Source organism: Pseudoalteromonas luteoviolacea (assembly GCF_001750165.1).
GTDB lineage: Bacteria > Pseudomonadota > Gammaproteobacteria > Enterobacterales > Alteromonadaceae > Pseudoalteromonas > Pseudoalteromonas luteoviolacea_G.
In genome coordinates, this window is the sequence record NZ_CP015411.1 from 2545476 (window position 1) to 2571725 (window position 26250).

At 39.1% G+C, this 26250-nt stretch carries 23 protein-coding genes; 6 read left to right on the forward strand and 17 right to left on the reverse strand.

Annotation, left to right across the window (positions count from 1 at the left end; translation table 11 throughout):
- Positions 1 to 11 precede the first annotated feature (11 nt).
- Both S4054249_RS10815 and S4054249_RS10820 read right to left on the reverse strand, forming a co-directional pair.
- Positions 12 to 1853: a flavin monoamine oxidase family protein gene (locus tag S4054249_RS10815; RefSeq protein ID WP_046355510.1), complete on the reverse strand. Its 1842-nt coding sequence runs from the start codon at positions 1851 to 1853 to the stop codon at positions 12 to 14.
- Entirely contained in the window at positions 1853 to 3172 is a 1320-nt protein-coding gene (locus S4054249_RS10820; protein ID WP_052960927.1) for an FAD-dependent oxidoreductase, read from the reverse strand. The genes S4054249_RS10815 and S4054249_RS10820 overlap by 1 nt, the downstream gene beginning before the upstream one ends.
- A 264-nt stretch (positions 3173 to 3436) precedes the next feature.
- On the opposite strand from S4054249_RS10820, the gene S4054249_RS10825 reads away from it, so the two are divergent.
- Positions 3437 to 5407, forward strand: a complete 1971-nt coding sequence (locus S4054249_RS10825) for a hypothetical protein (protein ID WP_046355511.1) — start codon at positions 3437 to 3439, stop codon at positions 5405 to 5407.
- Between the two features lie 188 nt (positions 5408 to 5595).
- Here the strand turns inward: S4054249_RS10825 and S4054249_RS10830 are convergent, their stop codons facing one another.
- From S4054249_RS10830 to S4054249_RS10870, 10 genes are all read right to left on the reverse strand, one after another.
- Positions 5596 to 6057, reverse strand: a complete 462-nt coding sequence (locus S4054249_RS10830; protein WP_046355512.1) for a GNAT family N-acetyltransferase — start codon at positions 6055 to 6057, stop codon at positions 5596 to 5598.
- Positions 6058 to 6387: 330 nt separating this feature from the next.
- A complete protein-coding gene (locus S4054249_RS10835) occupies positions 6388 to 8856 on the reverse strand; it encodes an FAD-dependent oxidoreductase (RefSeq protein ID WP_046355513.1) in 2469 nt (822 codons plus the stop codon).
- Positions 8857 to 9316: 460 nt separating this feature from the next.
- Positions 9317 to 9751: a DUF4231 domain-containing protein gene (locus S4054249_RS10840; RefSeq protein WP_046355514.1), complete on the reverse strand. Its 435-nt coding sequence runs from the start codon at positions 9749 to 9751 to the stop codon at positions 9317 to 9319.
- A 409-nt stretch (positions 9752 to 10160) separates the two neighbouring features.
- A complete protein-coding gene (locus tag S4054249_RS26565; RefSeq protein WP_155401368.1) occupies positions 10161 to 10334 on the reverse strand; it encodes a hypothetical protein in 174 nt (57 codons plus the stop codon).
- A gap of 400 nt (positions 10335 to 10734) precedes the next feature.
- Complete coding sequence (locus S4054249_RS10845) at positions 10735 to 11082, reverse strand: hypothetical protein (RefSeq protein ID WP_046355515.1); 348 nt, start codon at positions 11080 to 11082, stop codon at positions 10735 to 10737.
- Positions 11083 to 11501: 419 nt separating this feature from the next.
- On the reverse strand, positions 11502 to 12062 hold the full coding sequence (locus S4054249_RS10850) for a hypothetical protein (RefSeq protein ID WP_145925012.1): 561 nt from the start codon (positions 12060 to 12062) through the stop codon (positions 11502 to 11504).
- Positions 12063 to 12566: 504 nt separating this feature from the next.
- Positions 12567 to 12767 (reverse strand): hypothetical protein, encoded by a 201-nt coding sequence (locus S4054249_RS10855; protein ID WP_046355517.1) that lies wholly within the window; start codon positions 12765 to 12767, stop codon positions 12567 to 12569.
- 71 nt (positions 12768 to 12838) lie between these two features.
- On the reverse strand, positions 12839 to 13216 hold the full coding sequence (locus S4054249_RS10860) for a hypothetical protein (RefSeq protein WP_046355518.1): 378 nt from the start codon (positions 13214 to 13216) through the stop codon (positions 12839 to 12841).
- A gap of 207 nt (positions 13217 to 13423) precedes the next feature.
- Positions 13424 to 14182, reverse strand: a complete 759-nt coding sequence (locus tag S4054249_RS10865; protein ID WP_046355519.1) for an HNH endonuclease — start codon at positions 14180 to 14182, stop codon at positions 13424 to 13426.
- A 388-nt stretch (positions 14183 to 14570) separates the two neighbouring features.
- A complete protein-coding gene (locus tag S4054249_RS10870; protein WP_052960928.1) occupies positions 14571 to 15089 on the reverse strand; it encodes a Crp/Fnr family transcriptional regulator in 519 nt (172 codons plus the stop codon).
- Positions 15090 to 15280: 191 nt separating this feature from the next.
- Between S4054249_RS10870 and S4054249_RS10875 the strand changes: the two genes are divergently transcribed.
- From S4054249_RS10875 to S4054249_RS25880, 3 genes are read left to right on the forward strand one after another with little or no spacing between them, the layout of a single operon-like run.
- Entirely contained in the window at positions 15281 to 16015 is a 735-nt protein-coding gene (locus S4054249_RS10875; RefSeq protein WP_046355600.1) for an SDR family oxidoreductase, read from the forward strand.
- Positions 16016 to 16020: 5 nt separating this feature from the next.
- Positions 16021 to 16458 (forward strand): DUF2141 domain-containing protein, encoded by a 438-nt coding sequence (locus S4054249_RS10880; protein ID WP_046355520.1) that lies wholly within the window; start codon positions 16021 to 16023, stop codon positions 16456 to 16458.
- A gap of 24 nt (positions 16459 to 16482) precedes the next feature.
- Positions 16483 to 17133, forward strand: a complete 651-nt coding sequence (locus tag S4054249_RS25880; RefSeq protein ID WP_080928322.1) for a TVP38/TMEM64 family protein — start codon at positions 16483 to 16485, stop codon at positions 17131 to 17133.
- Positions 17134 to 17189: 56 nt separating this feature from the next.
- On the opposite strand, the gene upp is transcribed toward S4054249_RS25880, so the two are convergent.
- From upp to S4054249_RS10905, 4 genes are all read right to left on the reverse strand, one after another.
- Positions 17190 to 17822, reverse strand: coding sequence for a uracil phosphoribosyltransferase (gene upp, locus S4054249_RS10890; RefSeq protein ID WP_046355521.1), 633 nt, complete (start codon positions 17820 to 17822; stop codon positions 17190 to 17192).
- Between the two features lie 18 nt (positions 17823 to 17840).
- Positions 17841 to 18389 carry an NAD(P)H nitroreductase gene (locus S4054249_RS10895; RefSeq protein ID WP_046355522.1) on the reverse strand — a complete coding sequence of 183 codons (549 nt, stop codon included), beginning with the start codon at positions 18387 to 18389 and terminating at the stop codon, positions 17841 to 17843.
- 81 nt (positions 18390 to 18470) lie between these two features.
- On the reverse strand, positions 18471 to 19160 hold the full coding sequence (locus S4054249_RS10900) for an HvfX family Cu-binding RiPP maturation protein (protein WP_046355602.1): 690 nt from the start codon (positions 19158 to 19160) through the stop codon (positions 18471 to 18473).
- A gap of 113 nt (positions 19161 to 19273) precedes the next feature.
- Positions 19274 to 21235: an FAD-dependent oxidoreductase gene (locus tag S4054249_RS10905; RefSeq protein ID WP_046355523.1), complete on the reverse strand. Its 1962-nt coding sequence runs from the start codon at positions 21233 to 21235 to the stop codon at positions 19274 to 19276.
- Between the two features lie 239 nt (positions 21236 to 21474).
- On the opposite strand from S4054249_RS10905, the gene sppA reads away from it, so the two are divergent.
- Together sppA and ansA are read left to right on the forward strand one after the other, a co-directional pair.
- Positions 21475 to 23343: a signal peptide peptidase SppA gene (sppA, locus tag S4054249_RS10910; RefSeq protein WP_046355603.1), complete on the forward strand. Its 1869-nt coding sequence runs from the start codon at positions 21475 to 21477 to the stop codon at positions 23341 to 23343.
- Between the two features lie 84 nt (positions 23344 to 23427).
- A complete protein-coding gene (ansA, locus tag S4054249_RS10915; protein WP_046355524.1) occupies positions 23428 to 24438 on the forward strand; it encodes an asparaginase in 1011 nt (336 codons plus the stop codon).
- A gap of 68 nt (positions 24439 to 24506) precedes the next feature.
- On the opposite strand, the gene gndA is transcribed toward ansA, so the two are convergent.
- The gene (gene gndA, locus S4054249_RS10920) at positions 24507 to 25880 is read right to left on the reverse strand and encodes an NADP-dependent phosphogluconate dehydrogenase (RefSeq protein ID WP_046355525.1); all 1374 of its coding nucleotides are present in this window, start codon (positions 25878 to 25880) and stop codon (positions 24507 to 24509) included.
- Positions 25881 to 26250: the final 370 nt, after the last annotated feature.

Below are 26250 nucleotides of genomic sequence, written 5' to 3' on the forward strand. Positions count from 1 at the left end.
TGAAGTTTAAACTACATCCTTATATCGCAAGTACCGCAAATTAGAGGGTAATCCTGTAAATCAGTTGCAATTGTATCAATGTGAAAATAATCCATCAGCACCGACTCAGCTGTACAAAACGCACCTTCTATCCATGCTTGGTCATTTGAAAACGCGGAACCAATAATAAACACATTCGCAGATTTATCCATACCAGCCAGTAACTCTGGAGTGCGTATATCTTGCATTACCTTACAAATATTATAATGTGATGCCCACGCATGATAACCTGCGCCAAAAGGATTATGTCCCCAATCCATAAAAGTTGTTTCTAATGGTTTAGGGATCACTTTGGGATCGACATGTTCATTACCATAATGCAATCTAGCCAGCTGCAACCTGAGCATTCTTTGCATTGCATTAGTCGCTTTCTTTGCCCCCACAAGTGGCTGAGTATCGGTGCTCGGTGCAACTGTATGCTGCTCATCAATAGACCACTCCAACTCACGCCAGAAGTTTGTAAAGCGCATATCATCATATGATGCCAAAATCCCATATACAGGTTTCGTACTCTTAACAGGTGCGTTATTACCAAAATAATATACCTGTCTTATCGGCAGATCCGTAATTGTGGGCCCGTATGTTTGGGTATACGTGTTAACTTTAGGCTTAAATGGCAGTGAATTGTCTTCCCACCACGGCGTATCAAAAAACATAGCGGCTTTAAACGAAGGTTGTTCTATAACAGACTCTAAGTAGTTAGATACATTGGTTTGGTTTAGAAAATTCACACGTTCTTGTTCTTCTGGCAAATACCGAGTAGCCGCAGCAACGGCCTTAACAGCGTGAGGCGGCATAGCCAAAAATGCATAATCGGTTTCTTTTACACTGTTGCTTGGTGTGTCCGGATTGCACGCTGAAGCAGTATGGAACAGAGTTTTACCAGACTTACTCCAAATTGAATGTAATCGAGTCGACTTTGTCACTTTGAAATCAATATTATGATTTTCAGCAAGTGAGATGCACGCGTTATATAAGCTTACAAACAGCGATGACATCCCAGTTTTCAATGTTTTAAATTTACCACCAGGTGCAAATTCTCCATTGTAAACAGCCGCATCCGCAGCATTCCAGTTAATCACATTTGAGCTATAGCCATTAGCATCTGCTGCGTATTGATACCCTTCGTTATACGCCTGATCATACAAAATATTCCAATAACCAATGTTGCTTGCCAAATCACCAGTTTTATATACATATGACTCAAAACCATCAGGTAAGACACCCTCTGAATAAAATTGACATTGCTGAACTCTATTGGTTGCATTTTTAGTAACAATGGCGTTTGATACGCTACCAATTAAATCATCTGCAGGCGCTGCATTAGCAGGTACACTGACTGTTTCTTTAACCGTAAACTGATTACCAACCTTAACTTCAGCATCTATATCTACAGATGTGTTAGTATCGTACGGAGCCCTATTGTAGAAGTTGATTTCACTTTGGTACATGTGCTGACCACGCACAAATAATAAGGGGTCATCAGTCGTATTAAAAGGTACTTTTTGACCATCAAGCCCCAGCTTATGGATAGTCGTAGTGACAAGCTGATGTCCTTCTTTCTTTTCATCATCCCACTCAATGAAGCGCATACCGCCAACTTCAATATAGGAATTCTTACTGCAATTCTGATAGTGATATGTGCAAATACGGCCAGCTGGCAAGCGTGTTCCTTCACCATTTTGCGCATAATCGTAATCACCCCATTCAATTATCTCGAGTTGATCTCCACTTGCTAACTTGCCACTATCCAATAGACGCCAAGCCGTATATAAACCAGATGGGCCACCACCGAAGATTGTGTATGTTTTCATTATTTTGATTCCTTTTTTACTGGGCTTACCTCACCTGCCGGTTGCCAGTTAATTGCGAAATGATTACGGGGTATATTAAAAACGCGTTCGCCTTCACTATAAGTAAACTTTTCGAGTGCAGGCTCTTGCAGCATTTTGATGATCATATCGCCCATGATTGGAATGAACTTACCTGCCCAGCCTGCGGTATATGTCACGATATTCTTTGAGTTCGGCTGTTCTTTGGGGAGATAATCCAAGAAAAACTCGGGCTGTTCTTCAAGCTTAGGATCATTACATAAGGCAATTAAACATGTAGAAGTGTGCTGAGGTGTTGGATCCAGCCCAGGCATAAACTGCTCTACCCAAGATGATGCTATATCTAATGACTTTGCAGAAGGAGCCAATTGACGTTCACTAGGGTCGTAAATAATTTTATAATCGGGAAAATCTGTTGCAACCCTTACAAAACCTGGGTTTGCCCAATCTAATTCGGGGAAGCCATATAAGAGTGAGTTTGTCGCACTCTCTGGTTGGTATGGACTGTCTTCGGGTTTGGATTGAAACGCAAACCAAGAAGGGAAATGAGCATGCTCATCAATTTTCTTAAAATATGCTGATGCCATTTGCCAAATTAAAATGGGTACTGAGAACCCCAAATACCGCACCGTATCATTCACATAAGCCCCTGCAGTTATAGCAAGCTTTGCACTTTGATAATAAGACAAAGTTTCCATGCCTTGCCCACTTCGTTGGGTGAAAACTTTTATACAGTTCTCTTCACTGTTGTCTATATTAACAACACTCTCCCATTCCTTAAATGTGACATTTCCTGTTGCGAGTGCTGCATTGTATAGCACCTGCTCAGTTGCTTTGACATTAATGGTTCCGCCATCTTTTTGAAAAAAGCCATAATACGCTTTTGGCAAACCTTCAAAGCTTGCCTTGCTCTCGATGCCCTGTGCATTTGCCAAAGGTTCATATGGGATGCCAAGGGTATCCATTGTGACTTTCGCTTTGTCAATTCCGCCCTCTTGTGTACCAGAAATATTCTGTCCAAACCATAAGCTGCCTTCACTACCCACTAGAGGTACATCCGTGTATCGCTGTAAATGACACCAAAACGGCTGTGATGACAGGCTCAACTGTGACATATAATCTTGCTCATATTGCAACCGGAATTGTCTTGAATACCCAGCTGAACTTCCCAGATTATTAAAGTAGCTGAACTTTTCAATTACGAGTATTTTCAGACCTTCTTTAGCACCATGATAAGCAGTAGATAGGCCAATGGGACCTCCACCGATAACAATAAGGTCATATGATGTGTTTGTATTCATTAAGCACTCCTTTTTTAGTTTTTTACTCTAAATTAGAATGTGATTTTTAAGTATTACAAACCCTTACATGACATCGAAATGCTTCCCCTTTTAGAGCGTAAATAACCAAAGTAGTGAATTTGATTTTTCACACTGTATGTAAATGACTGATATTAAGTGACTGTTTCTGGACTTTGATAACTAAAAGTTAACAACCTCGGGAGTACAATATAATTTTGTGTATAATTTCGCCTTCAATGCATACACAATTAAGGAAAATTAAACATGAAATATATAAACGGTATCTCTGCACTGGCGCTTTTAGCTATGCATAGTGCATACGCATTGCCAAAACCAACGGGGTCATTCTATTTTCAACCAAGTACTATCACAGTGGGACAAAACAGTACCTTAAGGTGGTATATACGCAATGCCACAAGCTGTAAAAATCAATGGGGAACTGAAATAGGTACCAACGGTTCATATACAACCACCCCATCAGTTGGGGTAACTGAATATAGGTTTACCTGCTCAGGTCCCGGCGGTAGCACATTATTTAAGGCAGTTCGCACTGTTAAACCTCACCCACTACCAACAGCAAACTTTGCATACTCCCCACGCTCAGTAGAAGTCGGAACGCCAATCACTTTAAGATGGTCGACACAACATGCTACATCATGCAAAAACCCTTGGGGGACAGAAATTGGCACATCAGGAAGCTACACATTTACCAGTAATAAACCAGGAACTGTTCGTTATAACTTTAAATGTTCAGGGCAAGGTGGCAGCACAACAGCATCTGCATCATACACTTTGACACCCGCTGCAAAGCCAACGATCACCAATCTACACTACTCTCCACAAACAGCTTATATCGGCCAGCGACAAACATTAAACTTTAATTATAATAACGCCAGTAAATGCTATGCCTACAACAATGCCGGTAATGAAGTTGTTTATTATCAAGGTGAACAAAAAAGCGGATCCTACCAATGGACATCGCCTCCCCGCTCTATTTTGGTAAATAACGGTGAACTTGAAGTTTTTTGTCAAGGTCGAGGCGGAGTCACGCAAGAGTTAGCTCATTATAGAGTCAAAGAACATCCAACTGTGTCCAACTTAAAAGAGGCATTTATGGCCAGGACGCCCACACGTTGGCTCGATAATATACATTGTGATACTGAAGTTATTATTGATGGTAGAAAACGAAAAGTATGTGACGTCAAACTTATGTATAACGCTTGGCTTGGTATTGACGGTTTACTAGACCTTTACTTAGCTTCTGGGGATAAAACATTAGTTGAATTGGCTTTGCAATTAAGTGAAAAATACAAAAGTACCGGTCAAGACCATAATGGCGATGGCTATCTCGATTGGTTTAGTACTCCGCTGTATGAATATAATGGCAAGATGTATGATCATGACCACTATGAGTGGCGTGCAGGTTCAGGCGTGGCTCGCACAGCCGCTGTCATATTAGATGACCCTAACCTTGTCGACTTGCATGCAAGAGCTACCAGCATTCAAGATTTTGCAGAACAACATATATGGAGAAAATGGTACGCTAAGTCTAACCAATTCAATAACCTGAGAGTAACTCATTTTATAGGAAGAGTTGGGACAATTGCACTATTTCTGAATAAGCACAGCTCAGACCAAACACTTAAAAACCAATATGAGAATTTTATAAAACAAAGAGGACAAATTCTAAAAAACTCTCTGGAATATGTAACAACCAACAACGCCAATGCTTATAACATCCGTTGTTATGCTCCTTCGGGTCATTCTAGTCAAGATTGCGCGACTGCGAGCTTGCCTATTCAAGGCACAATTGATGTAAGCCATGCTGGCGACACGCTTTCATTTATCGTAGAAGCATATCTTGCAGGTGGCTTCGGTGTTTTTGATCAACAGGATATAATACGTCTTTCCAATACAGTGAAAAAGCTCATTATTTCTGATTCAGATCAGAAATTTAGGTCAAATGTGTGTTCAATTGACGCCTGTAGCTATAACAGGAGTACTGATCCATATTACCGCAATATAGGCGCATACCAAAGCCAATGGGCAAAGCTAGCTCAATTTGATCCAGCTTTATTAGACATCTATTTATATTGGTTATCTACTCAAAGTATCAATGTGTCACCTAAAGGCGAACCTGAAATAATGATTGACCAAACCCAAAGATTACCTGGCGGCTATGGCTCACCAAACATTTTCGCAAATATCGCACTCGCTGTAGTAAGAGCGCTGTAATTTATCCCTGGTCAAAGGTATAACAAAGTCGGCTCTGGGCCGGCTTTTTATCATAAACCGTACAGTATCAATTCCCATGGCTCATTTATCGCATTGATCTTGCAGTCTGCTTATAATCACGAATCATGGCTAGTTTGTAGTATAGTCATTGTGGGAAAGTTATAGAAACAGAGCATATTAATAGATATTTATGTTGAAACCGGTGTTCTTAGTTTACTTTTATAAAGCATCTCATATTCACTACAGTTAGAATCAATCACAGAGAACCCCAACCTATCATATAGTGCTTTGGCTGGGTTACTTTTTAACACACTTAATCCAACTTCGCTCCCTTCTTTCGCCGCCATGTTGCACATATCCTGAATTAGCCGACCACCAATCCCGTTACCCTGAAAGTCTGGATGTATTTGCACTTGATATATGTACCACTGTTTGCTTTTTAATATATAACTTGCTTTGAAAAGACCTGCTTTTTTGCCGTTTACAAGTATTATTTTAGCGTCTTCAAAATTAAACTTAATTCGGAAAAGGTGTTCTTTATCACTAATATCAACACCATCCTGCAACAAGTATTGATCCATAGTAAGACGCCGAAGCTCAAGCAAATAGTCTAAGTCCTCTTCTTGAGTACGTCTTAATGTAAACTTCATCTGATAGTTCCTAAGGGAGTAATAGCCTATAATGAACTTAACCGATTTAAAATCAAAGTTTAATTAAATTTATATCTTAATTCCTTCTTAGATAGAATAAAAATCCACAAAAAAATAAATGCTTATTTTTAAATAAATAACATAAAAATATGTGAATTATCAAAAGCTACATGTGACATTTCACTAAATTAAAAGTAATAAAGAGAAAAATATAGATTTATTTGAGGATGTAAACCTAAGCATTTACAAGTTATGGACGCATCATTTGTACTAGTGCGGTATTCAAAAGGCTTTGCAGGTACCACGCCTGTGATACCTGCAAAAGTAGATCTATGAAACCGACTCAAAGGTCACATCACCATTCACAGATACATTATTCTCATTCTCTGAAATATCATCGGTATTAATAGCCAAGGGCCAATGTGCCACCAAGCCTTCTTTATCTATAATCGTCCCTTGCTCATACTGAGAAGCAACTTCTTGCTCACTTAAAGCGCGACGCCACAGTCTTACTTGTGAAACATCACCAGTATAGTGAATAAAAGGTTCTTGATTTTGTTGAACTGAACCAATCAGCACATCTAGGGAGTTAGAAACATTGAGAGGACTTTGATTGCTGGCTCCAGACTGAGTTGATTCAAGTAACTTTCCATCCAAATGAAGTGTAAGTTCTCCGTCTTTACGAACAGCTACAACACTATGCCAGTTGCCGTCTTTTACATCGGAAAGTTCGCTCTCAATCTGATAGTAAGTTTCACCGTTATCTGTCGCGAATTTAATCGAACCATCAGGCTGAATGACCAACAAGTAGCCCCCACTGCCACCAGCCGTAGACTTATTCCCAACGACAGTACCTGGGCTTAGCGTCCGAACAGTTGCCTCAATACTGAAGTCCCCTTGCCCAAATTGATATTCGGCAATAGAAGAAGCACTTAAAAATCCACTTTCTTTTAAAGTACAAAAGCCTGTATTGCTACCGATACCATAGTCATACATATTTTTAGCAATATCTGTTAGCGGCGAATTATCAATGACTTTTGCACCAACATATTTCGCAGCTGCGCATGCCGCATTGATCCCCGTTGGCATTGCCCCCTCAAGCCAACCGCCAGCCCAAGAGATGCTATCTCCAGCTAAAAATAAACCCTGATTTTCTTGTTGGTATTGGAAAAATGCATCTTTGTTACTTTGCTCTTGACCAGGGTAGTTGAGTTTAAACGCCCCATAAATATTCGATGTACTTTCCCAGTCAATACAAGATACTTTTTGTGTCTGCTTTTCAAGTAACGCTGCAAATTCTGGATTCACGGCATAAATGGCTGGCAAAAATTGTTGAAAACGCTCTTCAGGACTCAGCGCTAGTAATTTTGAAGAATCATCTCCCCAAACATAGCTTATCAGCACTACGCCCTTACCTTGTGTGTTTGGCTTTCCATCAACATCTTCGTCATAGTTAAGACAATATAAGCCTCGCATAAGTTCATCCGTCTGAATGTTAAACGGGAGCTCATTGCCTTGCGGGTTGTTTTCTGGGTACCAAAATTTACTCTCAGTCGTGACAAAAAGCTTTGATGAATTCATCAAATGGAGGTTTCTTATCGCAACTTTCACATTCTGGGAAATTAAATCTTGTGACTTTTCAGACTCACAACTATCAAGGTCATTTGCTATTGTAAGCCCCATGTATTCCATCGCTCGAGTCGTGGTTGCCACTACCACCGAATCAAATTGAGACGAAATCACTTGCCCGCCATTATTGCTAACTGACAACGCATACTTGTCACCAGCAAGTTTGACAAGACTCTTAACTTTGGCATTCAATTCTATGCTAACTTTTGGTTTTCCACTTGCTGTCCTAGCATCTAATAATGCAAACTCAAATGCTTGTGTTAACGCGCCAATACCATCTAATAATAACTCTTGGTTATCTTCCCAGCCATTGGCAAAAAGCCTTAATATTTCAACAAAGTCAACACCATATAACGGTCCAAAACCGCCAGCCCCAACCCCCAAAGCGCCGAATTTATTCATATCTTCTTGAGTCCATGGACGACTTACAAGCAATCTGTTTTGTGCTAACTCAAATACAGCATCAAAATAAGTGACTCCGACATATTGGGTAAGGATCCCCTGCCAGGCATCAACTACTTTTTGCTTAGTTTGCTCAGTGGGATCTGATTGGTAAATTGCCCAGTAATCAAACAGTTTGCTCGGATTTTCAATATCAGGTGCCGAAGCGTCTCCTAGCAAAAAGTTGATGATTTTACCAAAATCATCACCTATTCTTTGGAAGTCTTCGTTATCAGGAGTGGGTTGGCCTGCCGGCCAATTAATGACCTCATTTTCATAAAGTAATTTGGTCGGTACCTTGCCTGGATCGGGGAAGTTGGGCGTCGCCTTTAACCCAAATTTATTTAAGTAATGATATAAAGTATATGAAGTTGGGGGAAAACGCATACAACCCAATTCAAACACCTTCTGATTGAGATCTCCATCTTGCACATACACAGAATCCATTCTGCCACCTAGGCGATCAGCCGCCTCAAACAAAGTGACATGAATATTGTCAATTTTTGACAATTCGTATGCCGCAACTAGACCAGAGGCTCCCCCCCCAATAACAGCGATATTTTTTTGTTGCTCTGGAGCCTTTAATGCAATCGAGCCATTTAAATCTCTACTATCTAGAAAAGTTTTATAGTCAAACAATGTATCTATCATTGAGTTAGGAACAAATCCTTTCGGATCGGTATCCGCTTTATTTTTACGGAAATTTTTTGGCATTGAAATGAAGGACATAATTTCGCTCCTTGTTAGTGAGAAGTTATCACTATAGAAAAGGGGATTATTTATTCCTATTACAATCTATTACGCGATTTACCAAAAAGCTATTACAACAATATGTTTGATAAGGTCTGAAATATTCCTTAATCCCTCTGCATACATGCACCCCAAACTCTATTCTTTCAGATGGTGCCTCATACAATAATCAGTCGTATTTTGAGCGACCAATAACATATCAAAGTCAATCTGAACATTGAATTCAGCTATGAAAATTACAAAAAAGAAAAGGAGCACCATGTACCCCTTGAATTATTTGGAAGGTATTTATGGACTAAGAAAGGTAACTTCATTCAACAAATGCGAAGTTACCTTCGTTTTAAACCTCGATATATAACTCTGTAACCATATTATGAAACCGAACTCAAAGCTTATTTGAACATAAAGCCCAAGTGTTAAAGCAGCTAATTTTGGTTTGTTATTTTGATTTGCTATTTGGCTTTTCTTTAACAGAGCGAGCCCACTGTGTGTTTTCTTTAGAGAGCAAGCTTTCAACTCTAGTTACGAACTTGCTAAATGCCTCTTCATTGTTATAGGGCTTAGCATTTGTCATAAATAAAAACTTTTCTTGAAGTAAAGCTTCACAAGTAGTTCGATACACTAACCAATTTTCTTGATATTTGTTAAGAGCAGTTAATGCGGCACAAATAGCGATTATAACGCCTAATACACCAATAAAAACCATACCATGTGGAATCGAGTTACTATAACCGGCGACAAATGGAATAATGGCAGCACTTACGATTTCGATAATCCTTAAGGATTTAAACCACATTTGATTTGATTTGCTTTTTTTGTTATACCAATTAATCTGATTGTCTACTCTATCTTTTAAGTACTGTTCTTTATTCATGATTTGACCTGTGTAAAACTAATAAACTTCACTTTCTATAGATTTATCTTCCCCTCGACAGCCTTTAAAAAAGCGATGCAATCAAGAAAGAGTTCCTCGTACAGCTCACTCGATATGAGGCTGAATAGAGTAACAATACATTAGCACATAACTCTATATAATTTCACAGAAAATAGAACTTAACTCAGGTGAGAACTTAGCATGAGTTTTCAATATGTGTTGGGAAAAGTAGAAGCTAGTTGCGAGAGTTATAATCTATCCACGTGTAGAAAGCAGCATAACCTCTATACTAACCGGCTATAGGGTGCTGACAAAGGCTTGTTTCACAAAAAACTCAAGGATAAAACAATATTACTTTTTCAACCGAGTATAAATTAAGGGCACAAATTGTACCCTTGCGATGATGCATTTAACGAGGACGGCACGTATTCACTGGATAATAAGAGAAATAAGGGCAACCCTTTTGCACTCTTGTTGGTGGAATAGCACTGGCACCACCAGCGATCAATGGCGTCTGTTCTGAGTCTACAACTTTTTTATCGCATAAGTTTTTAAGATTTTTTTTACTGAGTTGCAATTTCATACTAATTTCCTTTTCATGTTTAAAAAACGTTCAGAAATATTCTTGGCATAAAGTGTCTTGAGTGTAAATTGAAAGAATTTAATACAATCTTTTGAAGCACGCATTAAGCCGTTTTAGCACACGATACCAATGAGCCAGCATATGAAGAAAGATTGCACTGTCAGTTGATGGAAATCATAACCATACAAATAACGAAGTATAAATGGATTAAGCAAGACTACTTGATTTTGAAAATGTGAGGCATATCAAAAGTGAATTTGGGAAAGTATAAAACAGTTTACTGCTTGCACTATGTGCATTACTAAAAATAAAGAAAAAATATATTTTATATTATACATAAAGTTCGCCACATTCTTTTAAATCAGCTTTATAAAAGAAGTATGGCGAACTCTATATTTAATTAATTAGTTAACCAGACACTAACTATTTTTGGGTAGTGACGATTTTGCCCACCACATCCAGAAACCCAAAAATGTACATTTTTTTCTGCTATCTGAGCTGCCATCAGCGTAGAATGCAATGTTGTGTAATTCGGATCATTTGGCTCAATTGCAAACCAGTAGTTATTATTACAACTGTCTGGATTGTTTTTTGAGCCTCGTACATTAGTAACAATATTTGGAATATGAACCATAGTCCAACCACCATTAACATACATTTGAGCTATTTTACCACTATCAGTGCCACCACTGGCTTTTGCCTGAAGCGAAAACGCTAAAATTACAGCCATTAGTAAATATTTATACATAATTTTCCTATTAATAATATTTAAAGTTCGTAATTAATGATGATACCAATTAATTCAACAAAATAGAATTGTTATAGTTAACAAAAATCATACTTAAAAAATACTACGTAGACACCTATCACTTTGCGTTAACTTGCAAAGATAGCATAATAAAACTATAACAACTATTATTTTTAAAAAAGATTAATATTTTTATAAAGCAAAGTTAATTCGATAGAAAAGGTGGTGCAGGAAGTGTTTACTATTAATACAAAAAATGATGTTAATAACTTTGATTAAATCATAATACTGTTATAAATAACCAGTAAAAATCAAACCCAAGAGTTCACCTTCTTCCTGTGCAACATAAAAATTTAAATAAAATTGAACGAACCCATTAGCTCATTCAATTTCGTCTTGGATCATATCCTATTTAATTTCTACTGTATTTGTATGTACCTAGAACCCCCTAGTTTTAACATGCTTTCGTTCATAAGCTGCTTGTTTATCATTATGTTTTCTGGTAAACCTTTCTGTTTTGCAATCTGAGTATCGCGCTCAAATTTATCGACCACCTTCAATCTACCAATGCCATCAATATATTCTGTGAGCTCACCTAAGTATGTCGCTTCATTTTTCTTAATTTCAAAGCTATATGGCTCAAAATCCTCATATTCAAAAGTACGCGCACCTTGGATTTGTTCATATTTTGTGATCATATACTTACCAGCTTTTAATTGATGTAGCTCGACTCGACCGTTATAACTCTCGTCGTCAAAATCCCTTTCTGAACGCCCCCATGCTGCATCTTTACGATAATAGAACCGACCTGATTCACCTTTTTCATTTTCATAAACAACATAATCACCAGCAAAGTTGTGATTCTTAATATAAAAAGACATAACCGCATAGCCAGAATCGTCACCTTGATATTGCGTATTTAAAGTTGCACATCCAGAAACTAGGAGCATGGAAAATAAAGATAGTATAAGTTTTTTCATTTTTACCCGATTATTTAATTAGGCGTACAGAAAGTTAAATAACAAAAAATTAAATAACAAAAAGTTAACCACTGTGATTTTAAAGGCGAATAATAGCAATAACCGAGAAGAGTGTCACCAAAGTATACCCAAAGTTAGATGGTGAAAAGCTTCTCTACATGCAATATGCTGAAAGCGATGTTGAGCATACAACGCTCAATCTCTCTTATTTTATAAATGGTGGAAAAGGCAATAAAGCCACTTTTGCATCATAGTAAAGGATATAATCCTGCTTATAGGCAACTATGTGACCTTCTGATAGAGCTTAAGAGAGGTATAGTCCCATCAGTGCCAACTCACAATTATGTTTGTATTTAAAGGATGCATGCAGAGGTTTTAATCAAGTATTAGTTCAAGTTTCACACAAGCTATGAATTGCAGCAATGCTATTTGTTGCCATTAGAAAGACAACATCGCACGATTGGCTAAGTTAATTTTCCTGCTGCTCCATGCTCTATGGTTACTTTATTTTTCTATGAGTTTCGTGACATCAGTATATGCTGAACTATCTTTTCCCACACTTAAAGACATACTTACAAGTACCTCTCCAGAATCGTTATTAAACTTCCATAATTCAAATTGGTCCATTGCAGTGTCGGCGAACTTAGAAAGCAGAGTGATCATTTGACAGAACTCTTCATCTGTCATTTTTCTATTGCTAGACATTGGAGATAACTACCCTACTTTCAATCAACATTTCGCTCTCAATACGTTCGCTATCGAATTTTTTGCACTTGCTAGAAAATGCTACCTGGGCACTTTTCTGGTATCTGGCCTTTTGCAATTTGGGAGATTTTTTCAAACGCGTATTCACCACGAGACGTCGCCGCATATGATGTAACACTTGTCGTATCATTTTCAGTCGCAATATTGACCACCAAAAAGTCGTGAAGTCCTTTGTAAAGGATATTTTTAACAATAATCTCTGTTACCCCAGATTTCTTGTGTTTTGAAACACTCAGTGTTTCGCCATAAGTATTCCCGTCCATTTTCACAGAGCTTGATTTGTAGCACTTTGAATCAACCTTGCCAGAGGCTTTGACACCTTCAATCGTGTTGACACCCATACAGCCTGTCAGTAACACTAATAATGAAACCCCAAATATTAACTTCATTAACCCCTCTTTTTTCAATCTAATAAATACATATGCTAACTATCTCGAACATGCTGTCCAAGGCGTTGTTTTGTCATAAAATAGAGTGCCAGAGTGACAAAAATCGCACCTTCATTATTGTTTCTAGATAAACCGTTAGTCCAGCAATTATCATCGGCTAGGCATACAAAACCTACTGCGACAAATCACTAATAAAATTGACTTTAGTTATATTTCAGATATTAATTGTTGCAACCTTGACTTTAAATTATTATTTATTCCTTTTACTTCCTTTTTTTGTTGTTTCTCTAACTCTTCTTTTTGTTTATTCAGCTCTGATTTCATACGTTCAGATTGAACTTCTTTGCATAAATCAACCAGCTTTTCAATATCACCTGTAACAACATGCTCCCATTTCCTCTTTGCTTTTATATTACTCACAGCGCCTTTTCCAATTGGCAGAGCATTTATCACTTCTGGAGTTATTAGTTCTAACTGAGATAATATGTATATTGCTAATGCTTGCTCATTAGTTATTTTAGCAGAGGCATTATTGTCACCTTTGTGAACGCCATGTTCTTTTGCATCATGCATATTTTCCGCATGTGTCCCCCAAGTCAGATTGTCTAAATCATGATTGTATTGTCCATGAGAGCCATGCCTAGCGATTGTTTTATTGGGATCTTCACCAACAAAGGATATCAGCCTTGCTCTATGAAGAAGCATGGATTTCTGCTTGGAGCTTCTATGAGAGGAAGAAACATCAAAGCTCAAATATGGACTATTCTTGCTTACTTGCCGGGTCGACACTCTTCGATATTTACCTTTAATTACCTCTAAAACATTAATATTTTGACCTCTCAACTCAAACTGCTTATCAGATATGATGTATCGTTTACCCGTGGTTATTTCGTTATCTTTAATTGGCCTCCAATGAATATTATATTTCTTGCTCAGCAAATTAAATTCAATTTCTTCAATAAACATTTTTCTACTCTATTAACTAACTTTCTCATGATGGTTTTTTAAACACACTCATTACGATTCTTAACTCATAAGATAGTCTGTATTCATCCACAGGAAATTATATTTATGTAAGCGAATAAAAGATAGCATTAGGCTTGCCCACTTTATTAAAAATGCAGCCTTATAACTCATTAATAACCATTGATATACCGACACACAATTCCTATTAAAGAACCGAAAAATACTGTCGTTGAGAGTTTCTGTATCATGCTCTTTAGGTCTACTTGATAAAGTACACAAGTATTGAAGCGACTAAACCAATACTTCATGTGACCGTGAATGCAGTAAACCGCATACCGAAATAGCTTACGTACGAGCTTTATTCGAAAAGTACCAAGATTTTAACGACTTATTGATGCTTAATCCGACTCAATGCAACTGGTGTGATCCCTAAATACCTAGCAATATCATTTTGTGTGAGCTTTTTAACAAGATCTGGATCTGCATTACACAAATTATTAAAACGCTGGGATGCTGATAAAGTAAGTAATTCAAATTCTCTGCGCTCTTTTTTTAATGATAAAGATAGCAGGATGTTGATAAATTCTTGGGAGATGGAGAGAGATTCTTTGCTTAACTCTAGCAATTCGTTAAAGGGGATCTGTACAAGTTTACAATGCGCTAGCGCCTGCAAACTAAAAGTGCTAGGGACTTTGCAATGGGCCGCATTTAGGCTCCCAATGATAGAGCCTGGTTGGATAAATGACTTGATAGTCTCTTTACCATCGTCAGTTAAATAAAACGCTTTTAATAAACCTGTCTTCACTAGATAGACATACTCACAGAGTTCACCTTGCGCGAATACTTGTCGCCCCTTTTCAATTTCTAATACAGTGCCGTTTTGCGCTATATAGCTTTGTAGTTCCATTTTTCTCCCTTTACTTTTTCATACGACATAACACACCCGTCAGATCTTAGTTTTCTGATGTGAGCAAATATAAAACACGACACACAGAACGATGCTTACATGAAATATTTAGCCATTTTTAACATAGGTTAATGCTGTCTCGTTTTTGGCCTTTTAAAGTAGCCATCAGTTTCATCATAGGAGATACAGACGTGAACTTAGTAAATAAAGTCATTGTGATAACAGGCGGAACATCCGGCATTGGCCGACAAATTGTCGACCAATTACATGCCCAAAATACCATTATTGTTATCGCACGAAATAGTAAACGACTTGAGCAGCTCAAAAAGAGATACAAAAACGTTATATGTTTCTCTGCAGACCTTTCTGATCCCGAATGCTACAAACCACTATCTGAACAAATAAAAGCACAATATCCTCGTATTGATGTGTTAATCAATAACGCGGCAGTACAAAACGAACCATTATTTACTGACCCCAATTTTGAATACGAACAAATTGCTCGGGAAATCAATGTGAACTTTACCGCTGTTTGTTCACTCTCATTTTTGCTATTACCTGCGCTCAACGCCAGCGACTCACAATCGGTTATTTTAAATATCAATTCTGGACTGTCTTTTGTCGCCAAAAAAAGTGCCTGTGTTTATTGCGCTTCAAAAGCAGCCCTCAACCTATTTTCACAAAGCTTAAGCTACCAATTAGAGCATACAAATATCAAGGTACTACAGGCTTTTATTCCTCTAGTTGACACGCCTATGACCCAGGGTCGTGGCGACAATAAAATATCAGCCGAATGCGCGGCCAAGTCAATTCTTAAAGGGTTAAAAAGGCAGGACCCACAGCATGATATCGGCAAAATTAAAATTTTACGGATTTTAAATGCCCTTACACCAAGTCTTGCCAAACGCATCTTAAAAGGAGCTTAACGTCTATGTACAAACTATATAAATTAATCATGTTTGGAGTAATTTTGATGACAACTGAAACCGCAATCGCCACGAGCGTACAAGTGGAAATTAACGGTATAGATACCAAACGACCTGGACACATCATGGTGATGTTGTTTGAAGAAAATGGCTTTCCGATAAAGCATAAGAGTGCATTGCAAACTCAGTTTCATAGTCCAACGGCAGAGTCATTAAGTGTCGAGTTTACGACCTCTAAAGCAGAGTTTGCAATCAAAGTACTACATGATGAAGACAACTCACAAACAACCTCGAAAAATTGGACGGGTATCATTCCTTCTGAGGGGCTTGGCTTTTCAAATGGTGCTAAAATTAGCTGGCGTGGCCCTCCCAAGTTTAAAGATGCAAAGCTATCACTGACTGACCTTGCCTCACCCATTTCAATCTCAGTCCATTATCCATAACATTTTTTAGCAGGCTTATTCTTTATGAAATCACTTTTAAAAATTATGTTGATACTATTTTGCTTTTTTGCATCTACCTTTATCGTGCTAAAAACAAGCGGGTTGCTGAGTATTGAGGATATTAAAGCGTGGTTAAACGCCGCTGGTGAGTTAAACATACATTTAGTCGCATTCATTGTGATTGGTCTACTTTTTTTAGATTTATTTATTGCGGTCCCTACGCTGACACTTATATTATTAGCTGGATTTTTTCTAGGCCCCTATGCTGCTGGAATAAGTGCGATAATAGGTATGCTGCTCGCAGGTTTTACAGGTTATGCGATTAGCTATAAATACGGTAACAGACTATTTGATAAACTTATTAAAGATCCAATCGAAAGGGCAAATGCCATTGCATTATTTCAAAAACGAGGCCCAGTGGTGATCTTACTCTGTAGAGCCACCCCAATACTACCAGAGATTTCAGCATGTATGGCTGGAATGACCAAAATGCCATTTATGAAATTTATAACTTATTGGATGATAAGCACCTTTCCGTATGCATGTATCGCGGCTTATGCGGGTTCAATTAGTACAGTAGAAAATCCCAAGCCAGCTATCTATGCTGCCATCGGGTTAACTGGTTTTTTCTGGGTGTGTTGGTGGGTATTTAGTAAACAAATAGGGGTAAAGTAAAGACAACGCATTCTTAAACAAGATATGGCTGACAATGAGCTTGCCAGCCAAATAGATTAGGCTTGTGTGCCAAATATTTTATCACCTGCATCACCTAAGCCCGGCACAATATAGCCATTTTCGTTAAGATGGCTATCAAGTGCAGCGGTGAATACATCAACATCAGGGTGTGCTTTTGCAACAGCTTTAACACCCTCAGGTGCTGCAACCAAGACAATGGCAGTAATGTTTTTACAGCCAGATTTTTTAAGTAAATCAATTGTCGCGATGAGTGAGCCACCAGTAGCCAACATTGGATCAACGACCAATGCCCTTCTTGACTCTAGGTTACCAACTAACTTTTCAAAGTACGAAACAGGTTCCAGTGTTTCTTCATTTCTTTGTAATCCTACAACACTGATTTTTGCAGCAGGTAACAGCTGCATCACACCGTCTAACATACCAAGGCCAGCTCTTAAAATCGGCACAAGCGTGATTTTTTTACCTCTGATCTCTTGTACATCCAAATCATCACCAGTCCAGCTTTTTATCGTGGTGGTTTCGGTTGGTAAATTACGTGTCGCCTCATAAGTCAGCAAGTTGCCGACTTCCGACACCAGCTCACGAAACTTTTTAGTCGAGATACCGTGCTCACGTAGTAAGCCTATTTTGTGTTGTAGTAATGGGTGCTCAACAACATGAAGTGCCATAACTTGCCTCTGTAAAATTTATAATTCAGTGAAGAATGAATTGGGTTCGTGACGAACAGGTTTCGCACATTGAATTGTTGGTGTACCAAGATAAAGAAAACCGACAATTTCGTCTTTTTCGTTCAACCCTAGCTCACGTTTGACTGCTGGGCTTTGTGCAAAGTAGCCAGTTCTCCAAACACCTGACAAATGCTGCGCAAATGCAGCCTGTTGCATTGCAAAACAAGCACACGCTGCACTTTCAATTTGTTCAACTCGAGGAACTTTCGGATGTTCTTGATATGGAGATACAGCAATGATCATCATCGGTGCGCGATGCGGTAGTTCTTTTGCGCGAGACACTGTCCGCTCATTTTGCTCTTCTTCAACTGCTGCTTTATAATATATTTCGCCTAACTTATCTCGTGCATCTTCATTAACAACAATAAACTTCCATGGTGCTAGGCCACCGTGATCTGGCACTTTTAACGCCGCTTTTTTAATAATTTCTAGTTGCGCTTCACTTGGGCCTGGAAAGGATAACTTGCTGTCAGATTGACGTGTCAGCAAAAGCTCAATGGCATCCATATGTAATTCCTTAATAATATACAAACACTTATTATTTTAACTTGAAGTGTTAGGGAAAGTTTAGCACTTTCCCTAATATTTTTAGGTCTTTGAGCTAAGTAGTTTTGCTATCCAATAATCCAAACTGAATAAACGTCCGCCTCCGGTAAAGAACAAGCTTAAAAACATCGCAAAATAAATTGCAGCAAACTCAATACCGTTATTTAAAATCACGATATTCCCTTTCTCATATAGGTACTCTGGAAACCCATGGGTACTGACAATCGATTTAATCCTGTCTAATCGTTCTGCAACTTGCAAGCTGTTTTCCAAACTCGCTTTTGCAGTATCACTACCAAGCCAAGCAAATACTTGCGCTGCACTGGTATCAGGATTTGCTGGCGCGACCGAAAACCAACCGTTATGCCAATGAACTTGCGTAGCTGCAACGAACATCGTCACCATCAACGGAATGGATATCAAGCGGGTCATCAGTCCAATTAAGATAAGCCAACCGCCTAAAAACTCTGTCCAACCTGCTAAAAATGCTAGTAAATCAGGAAATGGTAACCCTAGACCCCAGTCTGGATTGCCAAACCAAGCAACTACGTTTTCATCTGCTAGCAAGCTTTCTAAAAAGCCAGCATCTTCTTTAGCTAAATTAAGTTTGTTATACCCAGCAATGATCATGACTGGCGCAACAATTAACCTCAAAATAAGTGGGGCAAGTCCACTTAGAATGTCGGCTTTTTCGATGCTAGTTTGATAAATGGATTGGATTTTATTAATCATATAACGATCTACACCTTTATTAGTATTCATACAGTGTAGACCGAAGCTCGCCAACTTTTATTGCAGCACAAAAAAAACGGCTCTAATGAACCGTTTTCCTTTTTATTGACTGTTTATATCTTTCTTGCGACTTGCAGAGCTTCGTATATCGCGCGTTTTGCGTCAATCGCACTGGCAAGTAATGCACCGCCAATCACATGGTGATTACTAGGTAAACTTTCTTTATCAAAATCGGACTCATTTGAAGTTTGACCAATACAAGCTATCACTGTATCTACATCAAGTGTTTGCTCTTTCCCGTCAACACGAACGACCAGTCCATTCTTGGAAAAAGAAACATACTCACAGCCTGATATTTGCTCAACTTGGTGATGCTTAGCCACGGCTCGGTGGATCCAGCCTGTTGTCTTCCCTAAACCTGAACCGAAGCGACCTGCACTGCGTTTAAGCATGTATATTTTACGCTGCTCACTGGATGGCACAACGGACTGCTCAATGCCCCACTGCCCTTTAAAGTCTTCTATTGATTGATTTTCAGGCTCTGTTAAAAAGGCAACCATATCAAAACCGATACCACCAGCCCCTAAAATTGCGATTTTCTCACCAAGCTCCACCTCTTTACGAATAACTTCGTCATAAGCAAAAACGCGTTTGCCGTCGCTACACTCAATCTTGGACATACGTGGGCTTACTCCAGTTGCAAATACAATATCATCGAAGTTACCTGCCATCTCATTACTGTAAGATTTGCCAAGCTCCATTTTGACTCCAAGCCGTATTACTTCGTTTAAAAAATACTTAAGTGCCAATTTAAAATCTTCTTTGCCGGGGATGCGCATGGCCAAGTTAAACTGGCCACCAGCCTGTGCGTTTTTATCAATCAACGTAACCTTGTGACCTTTTTTAGCCAAATAGCAACTCACTGATAACCCGGCTGGCCCCGCACCGACGACTAACACATCTTTAGTGCTTGAGGTTTGTTCCAGTGGATAGTCTAATTCAAAGCCGGCCTGCGGATTGACCAAACATGTTGCTCGCTTACCTTTGAAAACATGGTCTAAACACCCCTGATTACAGCCAATACAAATATTGATTTGCTCGGGTTTATTTTCAGCATACTTATTGAAAAACTCAGGATCAGCCAGTAATGGTCTTGCCATCGAGATAAGATCTGCTTCGCCTTTATCTAAAATATTGTTTGCAAGCTCAGGTGTATTTATCCGATTAACAGCAACAACAGGTATGTCTACAACATCTTTTAAACGTTTTGACGCTTCTCTAAATGCACCAGGAGGCACCATACTAGCAATAGTGGGCACTCGCGCTTCATGCCAACCAATGCCGGTATTCAGAATATCCACACCTGCCGCTTCAAGCGCTTGGGCTTGCACAGTGACTTCATCGCTGGTGGAGCCGTTAGGCACTAGATCCATCACAGATAGTCTGAAGACAATAATAAACTTACTAGACACACGTGCTCTGACCGCTTTTACAATATCAATAGCCAGTCGCATGCGGTTTTCCAGCGTCCCGCCATATTCATCAGTACGATGATTAGTATGCGGTGCCATAAACTCATTAATTAGATACCCTTCAGAGCCCATGATTTCTACGCCGTCATACCCAGCCTTTTCTGCCATGTAAGCTGACTTGGCAAAGTCCTTGATAGTACTTTTAATCATGCCTATCGACATTGATTTAGGCGTGTATGGATTAATCGGCGCTTTAATTTTACTTGGACCAACATTAAACGGGTGGTAAGCGTAGCGTCCTGCATGAAGTAGCTGAAGACAAATTTTCCCCTGATGTTGATGAACAGCATCGGTATACGCTTTGTGCTTGATCACGTCGTAACGCGAATTGAAAGAAGACGCAACGGGTGTTAGCTTACCTCGGATGTTTGGACTATAACCACCCGTTATGATCAAACCGACTCCGCCTTTTGCCCTTTCCTCATAAAAAGCGCGTAGCCTTTTTCGGTTATGCCACCCCTCTTCAAGTCCTGTATGCATTGATCCCATGACCAAGCGGTTACGTAGCTCAGAATTTTTAAGTTTTAATTTTTGTTCTAACATTGCTCGCCCCAATGTAACTGGTCTTACCTGTGAACATTAACCAATTTCAAGATTTTGGCAAGTAAAAAGCAAAAATTTATTACTCAAAAGTAGATAAATTTATAATATTTCCACAATATTGCGACTAAAGTGAGCGAAGTAATACTTCGTTACGTTTTATAAGTAACACTCCACGCGCATCTAAGTTATGATAATAATGAGAGCATTTCGGTACTAAAACCAGAGGAATAACATTGAAGCTGATCGCAAAACTATTTAAAGGCATATGGCATGCGTTGAACTTCTCTCGCAGGCTACTTGTAAACTTGGTATTTGTTGTACTTATCATTGGCGTTGTCATCGCTATGATGTCATCAGAAGAGGAAATTCTCGTACCACAAGATAGCGTATTACGATTAAATTTATCGGGTATGCTTGTAGAACAATTAACGTACATTGATCCTGTAGATGCAGCGTTTGATGATGCATTTGGTCCGAGCGACAAACCAATGGAAGTACTTGTTGATGACGTCGTAAAAGTTATCAACAAAGCAGCCCATGATGATCGCATCAAAGCAATACATTTAGATTTGAAAAGTCTATACCACGGGCACTTAGATAAATTACGAGATATCACTACTGCGCTAGAGGAATTTAAAGAATCAGGCAAACCTGTTTATGCGCATGGCCCTTATTTTACGCAAACACAATATTATCTAGCTTCAACTGCCAATGAAATTTCTATGCACCCTTATGGTGGAATTAGCATAAAAGGCTTCGGTACATACCCTATGTACTTCAAAGATGCGCTAGATAAACTGCAAATAACTCAACATATATTCCGAGTAGGCACGTATAAATCTGCGGTTGAGCCATTTATCCGAAATGATATGTCTGATGCCGCAAAAGAAGCCAACAAATTGTGGCTAAATAGCTTATGGGGGCAGTATAAAGAAGACGTTGCTGCACGCAGATCATTTGATACAGACAATTTTGATGAAACGTTAGCTCAGTTTGGCGAGAAAATGTCGACGGTTGCAGGCGACTCTGCACAATTCGCCATTAAATATGGTTGGGTTGACTCATTAGAAACTGATCAACAATTTAATGACAAACTAGTAGAGTTGGTTGGCACTGACGCTAAAGGCAACAAATACAAACAAGTAAAATTCAAAGAGTACTTGGCTTCAATATCTAGCTTCCCTGCCCAATCAAACCCTTTCGCTGACAAAGTTGCAGTGGTTGTTGCTAAAGGTCAAATAGTCGATGGTAAACGAAAGGCGGGAATGATTGGTGGTGATTCTACTGCTGCACTACTCAGAAAAGCGCGCCTAAATAAAAACGTTAAAGCCGTTGTTCTTCGTATTGATTCCGGTGGCGGTAGTATGTTTGCATCTGAGCAAATTCGTAATGAAGTTTTAGCTATCAAAGCGGCTGGTAAACCAATAGTTGCCTCGATGGGCTCAGTTGCAGCCTCAGGCGGATATTGGATAGCTGCATCCGCTAATGAAATCTGGGCTTCTCCTTCTACCATTACCGGTTCCATTGGTATTTTTGGCACTATTTTCACGTTTGAAAATTCATTGAAAGAGCTTGGCGTATACTCTGATGGTGTTGCAACAACAGAGCTTAGGTCTTCTTCTATCTCACGTGGTATCGACCCTCAATACGCCGACATTATACAAATGGGTGTAGAAGATGCTTATGACAAGTTTTTATCAATGATCTCAGAAGCAAGAAATCTCGACAAAGAAGATGTAAATGAAGTTGCTCAAGGCCGTGTTTGGTTAGCACCTCAAGCATTAGAGTTTGGTTTAATTGACAAGCTTGGTAACAAGGACGAGGCGATTAAATCTGCTGCTGCACTAGCAAGCCTAGAAAATTATGAAGTGTTTACAGTAGAACAAACGCTTAGTGAAAAAGAGCGGCTGATGCAACAAATTTTCGGCGCCGAATTAGTTCAATCACTATTACCAAATGCAACGCAACCTAATACACTGCAAAAAGTAACACAGCAAAGCATCAATCAACTAATCAATAAAGTACAACAAAGTGCAAATATGATTGAACTATATAACGACCCAAACAGTATATATAGTTTGTGTACTATGTGTGATGTGTCGCAATAGTTCATAGTTACAAGGTTAATGAATAAACTGCAATGTGATGCTGCAGTTGGTATACTAAGCCCAGATTAAAATCTGGGCTTTTTTATGAAAAGAAAAAAAATCTACATTGCCTATACTGGCGGTACCATAGGAATGAAGCAATCAAGCAAAGGGTATGTGCCCGTTGCAGGTTATCTCACAGAAACTGTAAAGAACAACGCTGAATTCACACGTGAAGAAATGCCGTTATTTGATATTCATGAATATTGTCCGCTCATTGACTCTTCAGACATGTCTCCTCTGCATTGGCAATTAATCGCAGAAGATATTCAATCTAAATACGATGATTATGATGGATTTGTAGTGTTGCATGGAACTGACACTATGGCATACACAGCATCTGCCCTGTCTTTCATGTTTGAAAACCTCACAAAACCCGTGATCGTCACAGGCTCTCAAATCCCACTGTCTCAGCTTAGATCTGACGGGCAAGTTAACTTATTAAATGCAATGTATCTTGCAGCAAACTATCCCATTGCCGAAGTCAGCTTGTTTTTCAACAATAAGTTATTCAGAGGTAATCGTGCGCTTAAAGCGCATGCTGATGGGTTTGATGCTTTTGCATCCCCTAACCTAGCTCCGCTTGCTCAGGTAGGGATCAATATTCAGCTCCAAGAAGGCAAGTTGAGCCCTTATGTCGATCAAGACTTAGATGTCACCTCTATTCAATCTCAGCAAATTGCGGTACTGCACCTCTATCCTGGAATTAGCGCCACTATGGTTGAAAATGTACTGTCATCCGATGTTAAAGCGCTTATTTTACTTAGTTTTGGTGTAGGAAATGCTCCACAACAGGACGATATTTTGGCAACCTTGAAGAGTGCGTCTGAACGTGGTGTTGTCATTGTAAACCTAACGCAATGTATACAAGGTCAAGTGAATATGGGCGGCTATGCAACTGGTAATGCATTATTGAACTGTGGGGTGATCAGCGGCTATGACATGACGCTTGAAGCATGTTTAACAAAGTTACATTACTTATTCAGTCAGGAGTTAGAGCTAGAAACAATTCGACACCTAATGCAAGATAACTTGCGTGGAGAGCTGACAAGATAAGACTCAATGACACAATACCGAGTTAATAAACACCATTAAAAAAGGCCACGTTATGTGGCCTTTTTTGATTAACGTACCTTTTCAGGCAAATCGACTAAATCAGTTAAATGAGAAGTCTCACCACTGTGTGTTTTAATGCCATGCTCACCAAAATAGTCTCGCTGTGCTTGAACTAGGTGACCATTGCTAGGCGTGCTTAGCGTTGCAATATAAGTTTGTGTCGAAGCAAGTACTGGGAATGCTAAGCCAGTCTGGATAGCTTGCCCTGTAATACTTCTTAGTGCATGCGCTTCTGCTTCAAGTGTATCGATGAAATCAACACCCTTTGCGATGTCATCAAGATAATCTGCACGAATGATACAACCGGCACGCCAAGTTTGTAATGTCTTAGCAAGATCAACTTTCCACTGATGTGAACGTGATGCGCCTTTAATTAACGCAAGGCCCTGACGGTAGCAGAGCAAGCTAGCAAAATAAAATGCTGACTTAAGCTCATCCAAATCGATATCGATTTTTTGGGTTTCTTTCGCTTGATAAGTCATCTCTTTCGCTGCAAGCGTACTGATCGTATTCGTTAAGTGACGTGCTTGTACTGCAGCAACCAATGAAGGAACTGCAATCCCCAACTCTAGTGCATTTTGTGCAGTCCAAAGGCCCGTGCCTTTTGCACCTACTTTATTGTCAATTAGATCGACAAGAGGTGTTTGACTGCTGTCTTCTAGACTTAAAATATGACGTGAAATTGAAAGCAAATAGCTGTTAAGTTCACCCTCAGACCAAGATTCGAAAACTTCAGCAACTTCTTTTGGCGTGCGACCAGTACCTATACGTAATAAATGGTAAACTTCAGCAATAAGTTGCATCAATGCATACTCAATACCGTTGTGAACCATTTTCACAAAATGACCACTTGCAGATTGACCAACACGCGCAAAACATGACTCGTCGTTATAGCTTGCAGCTACTTTTTCAAACCATGGTACCAATCGCTCCCAACCGCCTTCTGAGCCACTGGCCATCATCGCAGGTCCGTGTCTTGCACCTTCAGCACCACCTGAGATACCCATAGTGGCAAATTCAAATTTATTTTGGTATTTAAGTTTCCGTGCAATACCATCTTTGTAGTTACTGTTTCCGCAATCAACAATGATGTCGCCTTTTGACACGCCGGCTTCAATTAGTTCATTACAAACACTGTCTACAAGCTCGCCTGCGGGTACTAATAATAATACCGAACGAGGAGGCTCTAGCCTTTTAACCATATCACCGAGATCCGATACGATATGGAGGCGCTCTTCTACACCCAACGATTGCGCACAACTAATTAGCTCAGCACCAGCGTCTGGGTTTTTATCATAGGCGACTAATGTCATACCTTTCTCAATTAAGTTCAGTGCAAGGTTTTTGCCCATTACACCTAAACCAACTAATGCAACTTGCATTAAGTTTCCTCCTCGGTAACAACCACACTTAAATTCGTCTACACGATGTCCGGTACATTATACCTTAGCATTCAATAATATTCTGCTCGGGCCACCTCAAGAACTAAACAATTTGAAGTTTAGTACTTTTTACTCACAACGTGGTTCAACACAAGCAAAAGATTGCTTTACACACTGGTTAAACACATTGTAAGTCAGAGTGTTTAGATTAATCTTCTTTCACTCTAAGATTGACGCCCACTGACACCGGTGTCATAATCACGTCATACAGATCATATAATTTAATTTGTGTATGAAAAAGGGTTTAAGGGCAAAACTTTACATAAAAGCGTAATTATCTGAGAATATTTGCTCAATTGCGCTTTTTAAG

What these genes read in the sequence shown, in the direction of transcription:
- gndA (WP_046355525.1), bottom strand. Translation starts at nt 25,880, where the DNA reads ATGCAAGTTGCATTAGTTGGTTTAGGTGTAATGGGCAAAAACCTTGCA.
- S4054249_RS10865 (WP_046355519.1), bottom strand. Translation starts at nt 14,182, where the DNA reads ATGTTTATTGAAGAAATTGAATTTAATTTGCTGAGCAAGAAATATAAT.
- S4054249_RS10860 (WP_046355518.1), bottom strand. Translation starts at nt 13,216, where the DNA reads ATGAAGTTAATATTTGGGGTTTCATTATTAGTGTTACTGACAGGCTGT.
- S4054249_RS25880 (WP_080928322.1), top strand. Translation starts at nt 16,483, where the DNA reads ATGAAATCACTTTTAAAAATTATGTTGATACTATTTTGCTTTTTTGCA.
- S4054249_RS10840 (WP_046355514.1), bottom strand. Translation starts at nt 9,751, where the DNA reads ATGAATAAAGAACAGTACTTAAAAGATAGAGTAGACAATCAGATTAAT.
- S4054249_RS10830 (WP_046355512.1), bottom strand. Translation starts at nt 6,057, where the DNA reads ATGAAGTTTACATTAAGACGTACTCAAGAAGAGGACTTAGACTATTTG.
- S4054249_RS10880 (WP_046355520.1), top strand. Translation starts at nt 16,021, where the DNA reads ATGTACAAACTATATAAATTAATCATGTTTGGAGTAATTTTGATGACA.
- S4054249_RS10825 (WP_046355511.1), top strand. Translation starts at nt 3,437, where the DNA reads ATGAAATATATAAACGGTATCTCTGCACTGGCGCTTTTAGCTATGCAT.
- S4054249_RS10900 (WP_046355602.1), bottom strand. Translation starts at nt 19,160, where the DNA reads ATGATTAATAAAATCCAATCCATTTATCAAACTAGCATCGAAAAAGCC.
- S4054249_RS10845 (WP_046355515.1), bottom strand. Translation starts at nt 11,082, where the DNA reads ATGTATAAATATTTACTAATGGCTGTAATTTTAGCGTTTTCGCTTCAG.
- S4054249_RS10850 (WP_145925012.1), bottom strand. Translation starts at nt 12,062, where the DNA reads ATGAAAAAACTTATACTATCTTTATTTTCCATGCTCCTAGTTTCTGGA.
- S4054249_RS10815 (WP_046355510.1), bottom strand. Translation starts at nt 1,853, where the DNA reads ATGAAAACATACACAATCTTCGGTGGTGGCCCATCTGGTTTATATACG.
- S4054249_RS10905 (WP_046355523.1), bottom strand. Translation starts at nt 21,235, where the DNA reads ATGTTAGAACAAAAATTAAAACTTAAAAATTCTGAGCTACGTAACCGC.
- S4054249_RS10870 (WP_052960928.1), bottom strand. Translation starts at nt 15,089, where the DNA reads ATGGAACTACAAAGCTATATAGCGCAAAACGGCACTGTATTAGAAATT.
- S4054249_RS10835 (WP_046355513.1), bottom strand. Translation starts at nt 8,856, where the DNA reads ATGTCCTTCATTTCAATGCCAAAAAATTTCCGTAAAAATAAAGCGGAT.
- S4054249_RS10820 (WP_052960927.1), bottom strand. Translation starts at nt 3,172, where the DNA reads ATGAATACAAACACATCATATGACCTTATTGTTATCGGTGGAGGTCCC.
- S4054249_RS10895 (WP_046355522.1), bottom strand. Translation starts at nt 18,389, where the DNA reads ATGGATGCCATTGAGCTTTTGCTGACACGTCAATCTGACAGCAAGTTA.
- upp (WP_046355521.1), bottom strand. Translation starts at nt 17,822, where the DNA reads ATGGCACTTCATGTTGTTGAGCACCCATTACTACAACACAAAATAGGC.
- S4054249_RS26565 (WP_155401368.1), bottom strand. Translation starts at nt 10,334, where the DNA reads ATGAAATTGCAACTCAGTAAAAAAAATCTTAAAAACTTATGCGATAAA.
- S4054249_RS10855 (WP_046355517.1), bottom strand. Translation starts at nt 12,767, where the DNA reads ATGTCTAGCAATAGAAAAATGACAGATGAAGAGTTCTGTCAAATGATC.
- ansA (WP_046355524.1), top strand. Translation starts at nt 23,428, where the DNA reads ATGAAAAGAAAAAAAATCTACATTGCCTATACTGGCGGTACCATAGGA.